This is a genomic window from Nocardioides sp. CPCC 206348 (genome assembly GCF_048654705.1).
In the GTDB taxonomy this organism is placed as follows: Bacteria; Actinomycetota; Actinomycetes; order Propionibacteriales; family Nocardioidaceae; genus Nocardioides.
The window spans coordinates 4,084-5,516 of the sequence record NZ_JBMCZA010000099.1 but is presented as its reverse complement, the minus strand read 5'-3'; the positions used below and the strand labels follow the sequence as shown (position 1 = coordinate 5,516).

Genomic DNA, 1,433 nt, shown 5'->3' with positions numbered 1-1,433 from the left:
GGGTCGGGCTGGGCGGCCATCTGCTGGGTCGCCATCGGCTGTTCGGCGACGGGCTCGGCGGCCACGGGCTCGGCGGCCACGGGCTCGGCGGACATCGCGCCGGCCGAGGCACTGGCCGACTCGCTCATCGCTTCCGACGAGGCGGAACCGCTGTCGGAGGAATCGCCCATGGCGGCTCCGGCGTCGGCGGGGGCGTTGACCGGTGAGGTCGACTGCACTCCCTGGTCGGACACGTGGTCAGTCCACTGGGAGCCATCCCAGTAGCGGAGCTCGTGGCGACCGGTGGGGTCCGGATGCCAGGCAGCTGCGGTCATCGTCGTCGTCCCTCTCTCGAAGTTTCCTGAGGTGCGGAGCCGAGTTGCTCCCACCCCGTCGTGCCCATCGTGTCAGCCGGTGGGTTGACCCGAAAGGCCCGGCCACGCGATCAGGTGGTCCCGGGACGGGGCCGGGGTGGCCTACGATCGGATGGTGGCGGATTGGAAGCGTGGTGTGCGCAGGGTGCTCTACCCCGCCTACGAGGCACGCATGCTTCGCCGGATGCCCGGCAACCTGCCCAAGCACATCGGCGTGATGCTCGACGGCAACCGTCGCTGGGCCAAGGCCGTGGGCCGCGACACCGCGCACGGCCACCGTGTCGGGGCCGCCAACATCGAGCCGCTGCTGACGTGGTGCGACGAGGTCGGTATCGAGGTGGTCACCCTCTGGCTGCTCTCCACCGACAACCTGAACCGTCCGGCGCGGGAGCTCGAACCGCTCCTGGAGATCATCTCCGACGCGGTCGACTCGCTCGCCGACCAGCGCCGCTGGCGCCTCCACCCGGTCGGCGCGCTCGACCTGCTCCCGGCGTCGACCGCGGAGCGGCTCAAGGCCGCTGCCGCCGCCACCGCCGACGTCGACGGCATGATCGTCAACGTCGCTGTCGCGTACGGCGGACGCCGCGAGATCGCCGACGCCGTCCGCTCCCTGCTGACCGAGCACGCCGCCAAGGGCACGCCGCTCGACGAGCTCGCGCAGATGATCGACATCGAGCACATCGAGGAACACCTCTACACCAAGGGCCAGCCGGACCCGGACCTCGTGATCCGCACGTCCGGTGAGCAGCGCCTCGGCGGCTTCCTGCTCTGGCAGAGCGCCAAGTCGGAGTTCTACTTCTGTGAGGCGTACTGGCCCGACTTCCGTCGCGTCGACTTCCTGCGCGCCATCCGGGCCTACGCGCTGCGTGACCGGCGCCACGGCACCTGAGGTCCCGGCTCGACCGGCCCGGTCCGGACGACCACGCGGTCGTTAGGCTCGCCCGCGTGAGCACCACGCCCCCTGCCCCACCGGAGAAGCCCGCCAAGGCACCGCAGCCGGTCACCCTGCTGACCGTCGAGGGCAAGGAACAGCTCAGTCCCGGCATGGTGCGGATCCGGTTCAGCGGCGACCTCGCCGGG

At 71.2% G+C, this 1,433-nt stretch carries 2 protein-coding genes; one reads left to right on the top strand and one right to left on the bottom strand.

The features are described 5' to 3' along the window. Nucleotides 1-314 (bottom strand): DUF2510 domain-containing protein (locus tag ACOADB_RS05000; protein WP_378596841.1); only part of this gene is annotated, 314 nt, incomplete at its 3' end. Nucleotides 315-468: 154 nt separating this feature from the next. On the opposite strand from ACOADB_RS05000, the gene ACOADB_RS04995 reads away from it, so the two are divergent. Beyond that, nucleotides 469-1,242 carry an isoprenyl transferase gene (locus tag ACOADB_RS04995; RefSeq protein ID WP_378596840.1) on the top strand — a complete coding sequence of 258 codons (774 nt, stop codon included), beginning with the start codon at nucleotides 469-471 and terminating at the stop codon, nucleotides 1,240-1,242. Nucleotides 1,243-1,433 lie beyond the last annotated feature (191 nt).